Source organism: Microcoleus sp. BM001215392 (assembly GCF_036700185.1).
Lineage (GTDB): Bacteria > Cyanobacteriota > Cyanobacteriia > Cyanobacteriales > Microcoleaceae > Microcoleus.
This window is the reverse complement of record NZ_JAUBOJ010000429.1, coordinates 1-5,867: the sequence shown is the minus strand read 5'-3', so window position 1 is coordinate 5,867 and position 5,867 is coordinate 1. Positions and strand designations below refer to the sequence as shown.

The 5,867-nt window shown below is 45.9% G+C and carries 9 protein-coding genes; 5 read left to right on the top strand and 4 right to left on the bottom strand.

Annotation, left to right across the window (positions count from 1 at the left end):
• Positions 1 to 879 (top strand): indole-3-glycerol phosphate synthase TrpC (gene trpC, locus QT974_RS29825; protein WP_333472003.1); only part of this gene is annotated, 879 nt, incomplete at its 5' end.
• A gap of 78 nt (positions 880 to 957) precedes the next feature.
• Here the strand turns inward: trpC and QT974_RS29820 are convergent.
• Positions 958 to 1,215, bottom strand: coding sequence for a hypothetical protein (locus tag QT974_RS29820; protein ID WP_333472002.1), 258 nt, complete (start codon positions 1,213 to 1,215; stop codon positions 958 to 960).
• Here QT974_RS29820 and QT974_RS29815 point away from each other — a divergent pair.
• From QT974_RS29815 to QT974_RS29805, 3 genes are all read left to right on the top strand, one after another.
• The gene (locus tag QT974_RS29815) at positions 1,214 to 1,459 is read left to right on the top strand and encodes a DUF5340 domain-containing protein (RefSeq protein WP_333472001.1); all 246 of its coding nucleotides are present in this window, start codon (positions 1,214 to 1,216) and stop codon (positions 1,457 to 1,459) included. The two genes, QT974_RS29820 and QT974_RS29815, sit on opposite strands and share 2 nt — an antisense overlap.
• A gap of 43 nt (positions 1,460 to 1,502) precedes the next feature.
• Positions 1,503 to 1,754, top strand: coding sequence for a hypothetical protein (locus tag QT974_RS29810; protein ID WP_333472000.1), 252 nt, complete (start codon positions 1,503 to 1,505; stop codon positions 1,752 to 1,754).
• A 163-nt stretch (positions 1,755 to 1,917) separates the two neighbouring features.
• Positions 1,918 to 3,075 carry a pyridoxal-phosphate-dependent aminotransferase family protein gene (locus tag QT974_RS29805; protein WP_333471999.1) on the top strand — a complete coding sequence of 386 codons (1,158 nt, stop codon included), beginning with the start codon at positions 1,918 to 1,920 and terminating at the stop codon, positions 3,073 to 3,075.
• Positions 3,076 to 3,123: 48 nt separating this feature from the next.
• On the opposite strand, the gene QT974_RS29800 is transcribed toward QT974_RS29805, so the two are convergent.
• Positions 3,124 to 3,336, bottom strand: coding sequence for a DUF2949 domain-containing protein (locus QT974_RS29800; protein ID WP_333471998.1), 213 nt, complete (start codon positions 3,334 to 3,336; stop codon positions 3,124 to 3,126).
• A gap of 94 nt (positions 3,337 to 3,430) precedes the next feature.
• On the opposite strand from QT974_RS29800, the gene QT974_RS29795 reads away from it, so the two are divergent.
• Positions 3,431 to 3,580, top strand: a complete 150-nt coding sequence (locus QT974_RS29795; RefSeq protein WP_333471997.1) for a hypothetical protein — start codon at positions 3,431 to 3,433, stop codon at positions 3,578 to 3,580.
• 727 nt (positions 3,581 to 4,307) lie between these two features.
• Here the strand turns inward: QT974_RS29795 and QT974_RS29790 are convergent.
• Positions 4,308 to 4,823: a DUF192 domain-containing protein gene (locus QT974_RS29790; RefSeq protein ID WP_333471996.1), complete on the bottom strand. Its 516-nt coding sequence runs from the start codon at positions 4,821 to 4,823 to the stop codon at positions 4,308 to 4,310.
• Between the two features lie 149 nt (positions 4,824 to 4,972).
• A complete protein-coding gene (gene nblR, locus QT974_RS29785; RefSeq protein ID WP_333471995.1) occupies positions 4,973 to 5,668 on the bottom strand; it encodes a response regulator transcription factor NblR in 696 nt (231 codons plus the stop codon).
• Positions 5,669 to 5,867 lie beyond the last annotated feature (199 nt).

Below are 5,867 nucleotides of genomic sequence, written 5' to 3'. Positions count from 1 at the left end.
TCCGTACTCTACCTCAGCTACAAAATCGCCGTACCCGACGCCGAACCCCGGCACATCCTCGAAGAAATTGTCTGGCAAAAAGAGGTTGAAGTAGCTCAAAAGCGCGATCGCACGCCCTTAGCCGAACTTCACAAAAGACTCCCCTTTGCACCCCCGATCCGCGACTTCCTCGGCGCACTCAAAAACGGTAAAACCACACCAGCAATCATCGCCGAAGTCAAAAAAGCTTCCCCCAGCAAAGGCGTAATTCGTGAAGATTTCGACCCCGTGGCGATCGCCAAATCCTACCAACAAAACGGCGCCACTTGCATCTCCGTACTCACCGATGAAAAGTTCTTTCAAGGCAGTTTCGACAACCTCTCAAAAATCCGTGCCGCCGTCGATTTGCCCCTACTTTGCAAAGAGTTTATTATCTATCCTTACCAAATCTATCTCGCCCGGATTACCGGGGCCGATGCTGTATTGTTAATTGCAGCTATCTTATCTGACAAAGACTTACAATACTTTGTGAAAATTGTCAAGACTTTGGGCATGACGGCCTTAATAGAAGTTCACACTCAAGAAGAACTCGATCGAGTATTAACCCTAGAAGGAGTCAACCTGATCGGCATCAACAACCGCAACCTAGAAGACTTTTCCGTCAGTCTCGAAACCACTAGCCAACTATTAGCCTCGCGCCAAACGGAAATTCAACAAAAAAGCATCCTCACCGTCAGCGAGTCAGGAATCCACACAGCCGACGACCTCACCCAAGTTGCCAGCGCCGGAGCCCAAGCCGTCCTCATCGGCGAATCCCTAGTCAAGCAACTCGATCCGGGTGCTGCTTTAGCCTCCCTTGCCCAGTTGCATCCGCACATCACCAAAGGCGAGACTGCTTGACAAACACCCCCGAATTCTGATAAAAAATGATTGAGTAGGTAAATAATCAGAAATTCGAGCCTGCATCGACTCAAGCGCCTAACTGCCAAAAAAATAGCACTCAAAGGCATATTGCGTAGAAATATTTTGCCAGAAAGCAATTAAATCTATTCGCTCTCGCCAGTCGATCGCAAAATTTAGCGTTACCAACGCACCCAGCCCCGAATATTCGATCGGCAAAGCAGGGGTTTTTGTACGGTTAGAACAAACATAAAAAGTCGGGCATCTAATGTTCACCTGTGATGCCCCATGCACTTGCAATGGGGTATCGGTTCGCTGAGGTATGTTAGCTTTCATGGAGCCAATTCCCCTTCCTTCGTACATTCATTATGAATTGTTACTTCAATTGTTAGAACGCAAAACGATGTTTGCTGTCAGTCCACAGTCGCCCCAGCAGCAACAAGTTCACCAACTTATTATTACCCTGCGCAAAGCCCTAGCCATTCAAAAGCAATTAGAACAAAGCTGCGAGCGATCGAACTTAGCGGTAGAACACCGCTGGTCTTTAAATGAAACTAACCATAGCGGTGTTAAAAATTAAAAAACTTAGAGTAACAACCGCTCGTATTTGATTTATCGAAAATTTGGGTCTAAAACCCCGTCGTTGTACGACGGCTTTTGGTAGAATTGTACCAGTGGTAAAGGTAATCAACCACTTAAAAAACCTTGCTGTCGAAAGACGAAGCGCTGAACAAGAGACAATTGAATCTATGCGGTTCTGCTGCATTGTTCTAGCTTCCTCCTGGCAGCAGGCAAAAGATTCACAGGAACTAGACGAATCAGTTTTTGAAGCATATTTGTTTCAAGCTAAACAGGACTTGCAGCAAGGCAACTAGGGTAGGGCATACCCGAAGTAACGCTTGGGGAGAGTCTCACCTCTGGCTTAGACAACGCAAGGAATCTAGGTTAAGTGATCTCGGTGAGCCAAGAATCTCCGTGCGTTCACGCGCCTTGAGTGTCAATCTGTAGAACTCCCATCGAAAAAGTTAGGACGAAATAATGGACAACAAGTTAATGCTGATGATTCCCGGCCCGACACCGGTACCGGAAGCAGCTTTGCTGGCGATGGCAAAACACCCGATGGGCCACCGCAGCAAGGAATTTGACGCGATTTTTGCCGAATGTACCGAAAATCTGAAATGGCTGCACCAAACCAGTGGCGACGTACTGAGTTTGACAGTTTCCGGTACCGGCGCGATGGAAGCTGGGATAATTAATTTCTTGAGTGCGGGCGATCGAGTTTTAGTCGGTACAAACGGCAAATTTGGCGAACGCTGGGCTGAAGTTGCAGTCGCTTACGGTTTAAATGCCGAAATTATTAAAGCTGAGTGGGGTCAACCTTTGAACCCCGAAGACTTCCGCGAAAAACTCGAAGCAGATACCGAGAAGCAAATCAAAGCAGTCATCGTCACTCACTCAGAAACCTCTACCGGTGTCTTGAATGACCTCGAAACCATCAACCGCCACGTGAAAGCCCACGGCGAAGCTTTAATTATGGTTGATGCTGTCACCAGTTTAGGTGCTGTCAGCGTACCCATGGAAGCTTGGGGACTAGATGTGATTGCTTCTGGTTCTCAGAAAGCTTACATGATTCCCCCTGGTTTGGGTTTTGTCGCCGTTAGTCCTAAGGCTTGGAAAGCTTACAAAACTGCGACACTGCCCCGCTATTATTTAGATTTGGGCAAATATAGCAAAGACGCTGCCAAAAATACGACTCCTTTTACTCCACCGGTCAATATGTTTTTTGCCCTGCAAGCATCGTTGCAGATGATGAAAGCTGAAGGGTTGGAAAATGTTTTCGCGCGACACAGACGGTTGATGACAACTACTCGCGCCGCTGTAAAAGCTTTGGGTTTGCCATTATTTGCTGCTGATGGTGCAGCCAGTCCTGCCATTACCTCCGTCATGCCGCCCGCGTCTGTAGATGCTCAAAAAGTGCGAACTTTGATGAGAAAGAAGTTTGATATTGCTCTGGCAGACGGACAAGACCATTTAAAAGGTAAAATCTTCCGTATCGGTCATTTGGGCTTTGTGTGCGATCGCGATATTCTAGCAGCAATTTCTGCCCTCGAAGTCGTACTGCAAGAATTGGGCCATGAAGGCTGCACTCCTGGTGCCGGTATCGCCGCTGCTGCGAAAGAGTTAGCTGGTTCTTAATCTTAGTTATTAAAGGATTTTGGATTTGAACTCAAATCTAAAATCCTTTTAATATGCTTGGGACAACCAATCAAAGATTTTATCCAACTGTTCGAGAGTGACTAAACCGTATTGCCACAGAACCATCGGCAAGGAATTCGGGTCTTTGTCACGCTGCCGCTGTTTGTCGCCACCGCGTTCGGCGACAGCAATTGACGCGGGAGAAATCGCCAAATCTTCTTGTAAAAATCGAATTAATCTAGTGTATGTTGCGGGTGCCATGTGATTTTGTCTCCATGTATAGGACACCATTTTCAGATGTGAACCTGATGTTTTTGATTAGTAATAAGCCAGTTTTAAATCTGTCTTTTAACCGGTGATAGCTGTTTTAACAGTATTAGCGGTTGTGGAAAATGCAAAATTTACTGCTGAGTGCGACTCTAAAGCCAACCTTTCCCAAGAAGTGAAAGGTTTTGGACTTTTGCTGCTGTCTGCGCGATCGACTTGCGATGGCGATCGAGCTTAAACTGAATACCTCGGTATTTTGCAACGCAAATCTGAAGAAATTCTGCGACCTAAAACTAATTGCGTTAGTGTTCAGAGCTTAACTTCATCTGCGAAAATGCAGAATCCGCAAATCTACTTCTGCAATCTCGGTCAGATATTTCGTATCGAACCCGAACTTGCTACCTAAAGTTAAGTTTGCCAACTAATTTTGATTGCAGCATCATACTTGAGATAGGTTTAGTAGATTTAGGTTGAGCGCCAGAAGTTCCAGAGAATTTCTTTTCATCGCAGGGGCCCTGGAGCCCGAGCATCGTCTCTCAGGATTGGTAACGAGTCGCTGACTCTTCTCATACCTGCGACCAATAATTTACAGCTTCTGCAAACAAGCTCAAGCCCAGCTTCACTGAGATTGACATCGTAGCAAATGTTTTGGTCTTTGTGCTGCATCTTACATTAATAATTTAACAGATATTATCACGTTTTGTAAAGTTTATAAATTTTTTGAGGTTTTGTTAAAGCCGAACTCAACCGGACATAGACAGAGAGAACGACGCCCTTAGCATGGAAAATTTGAGATAGAGGATGATTTAGTGCGTAAAGATGGGCAAATTTACAGCCCGTGGGATTATTTGTCAAAAATAGTGTCAATAACCAGGTTTATCGGAGATTTTGCGTTTAATGAGAGAAGTATGGCAACAAACCTGGTTTCTAGCTCCGATGCGTCAGCCATGGGAATTTGATAATTGTTACTCGAAAAACTCGATTTCAATCCGATCGCCCACTTTGACACCGAGTTCAGCAGCCCGCCCGCCCCGCAGTTCGATGACTCGATCGACAGTCGTATCCGGGCCGTAGGTAGGACAAGGATCGGCGGTACAAGGAGGAGTCTTTGCTGCGATGGCTGTCACGACTTCATCCCGCAGAAAAATCATATCCAGAGAAATCTGGCAATTTTTCATCCAAAAATTGACCCAGCGCGCCGGTTTAAACTCAAACAGCATTCCTCTGTCATCGGCTAAAGAAGTTCTGTACATTAAACCCATAGCCTGTTGTTCCGATGTTTTGGCGACTTCGAGTTCGATTGGGCGATCGGCTATCCGAGCTCTAGCAGAAATCGGCAAAACTTGACCGGAGGTTGTAGCCGTCGAAGACTGATCCGCCAAAGTACCAGTAACACCAGAATTCGCGACAGGTAAAGCCGGCGAACATCCCAGCAGAAATAGAATTACCCCAATACTTAGGAAATTAACCAAATAACTCATAATGATTTTAGATTTTAGATTTTAAATTTTAGATTTTAGACTGGGAATGGGGAATTGGGAATGGGAATTTTTAACGAATGTCAACTGACAACTGACAACTGACAACTGACAACTGTCAACTGACAACTGTCAACTGTCAACGGACTTCTTCAAGCTTCCCGCATCACGTAACCAACACCGCGTACAGTCTGAATCAAGCGCTTTTCGCCTTCATCTTCAATTTTGAGGCGCAGATAGCGGATGTAAACCTCAATCACATTCGACTCACCCAAAAAGTCGTAACCCCAAACATTTTCTAGAATTTGTTCGCGAGTCAAAACATCGCGGGGATGTTCCATTAAATACTTTAGCAGCTCAAATTCCTTCATCGTCAGGTCGATCGCCCGTCCGTTGCGCAGGGCGCGCCTAGAGGCCAAATCCAAAACTAAATCGCCAAACCTCAACTGTTCGCTGCTGGTGTTATCCGGCTGCAAATACAAGCGCACCAACTGCAAAAAGTCCTCACTACGGTAAGGTTTGAGAAAATAATCGTCCGCCCCGGCTTCCAAACAAGCTACGCGATCGTCCACTGTATCGCGACCGATCAATAATAGTACCGGTGCCCGATTGCCGCTACTTCTGAGGTGAGAACACAGCGTCAGTCCCGATTCAGGGCCAAGTATGCGATCGATTACAATCAAAGCTGGCTGCAATTCACGGGCTAAATGTTGGCCTGTGGCGGTATTAGAAGCTATTACCGGTTCGTAGCCGGAGGATTTTAAGTCTATGCTCAAGTGTCCGGCGAGAACTTCGTCTGTTTCTACTAGCAGGACACAGGGATTGCGATCGAGAGTAATTGCAGCCATGGAATTGACCGATGAAGACCATACCTGTTCTAGCACGTCTTAAGGGACAGTTGACAGTCAGTTGTCAGTTGTCAGTTGTCAGTTGTCAGTTGACAGTTGACAGTCAGTTGACAGTTGACAGTTGACAGTTGACAGTTGACAGTTGTTATTAGTTATTAGTTATTGGTTATTGGTTATTGGTTATTGGTTATTGGTTATT

Excerpts from the sequence above, each read along its gene's own strand:
- QT974_RS29815 (WP_333472001.1), top strand. The coding sequence starts at position 1,214 with ATGGAGCCAATTCCCCTTCCTTCGTACATTCATTATGAATTGTTACTT.
- QT974_RS29820 (WP_333472002.1), bottom strand. The coding sequence starts at position 1,215 with ATGAAAGCTAACATACCTCAGCGAACCGATACCCCATTGCAAGTGCAT.
- QT974_RS29805 (WP_333471999.1), top strand. The coding sequence starts at position 1,918 with ATGGACAACAAGTTAATGCTGATGATTCCCGGCCCGACACCGGTACCG.
- QT974_RS29800 (WP_333471998.1), bottom strand. The coding sequence starts at position 3,336 with ATGGCACCCGCAACATACACTAGATTAATTCGATTTTTACAAGAAGAT.
- QT974_RS29790 (WP_333471996.1), bottom strand. The coding sequence starts at position 4,823 with ATGAGTTATTTGGTTAATTTCCTAAGTATTGGGGTAATTCTATTTCTG.
- nblR (WP_333471995.1), bottom strand. The coding sequence starts at position 5,668 with ATGGCTGCAATTACTCTCGATCGCAATCCCTGTGTCCTGCTAGTAGAA.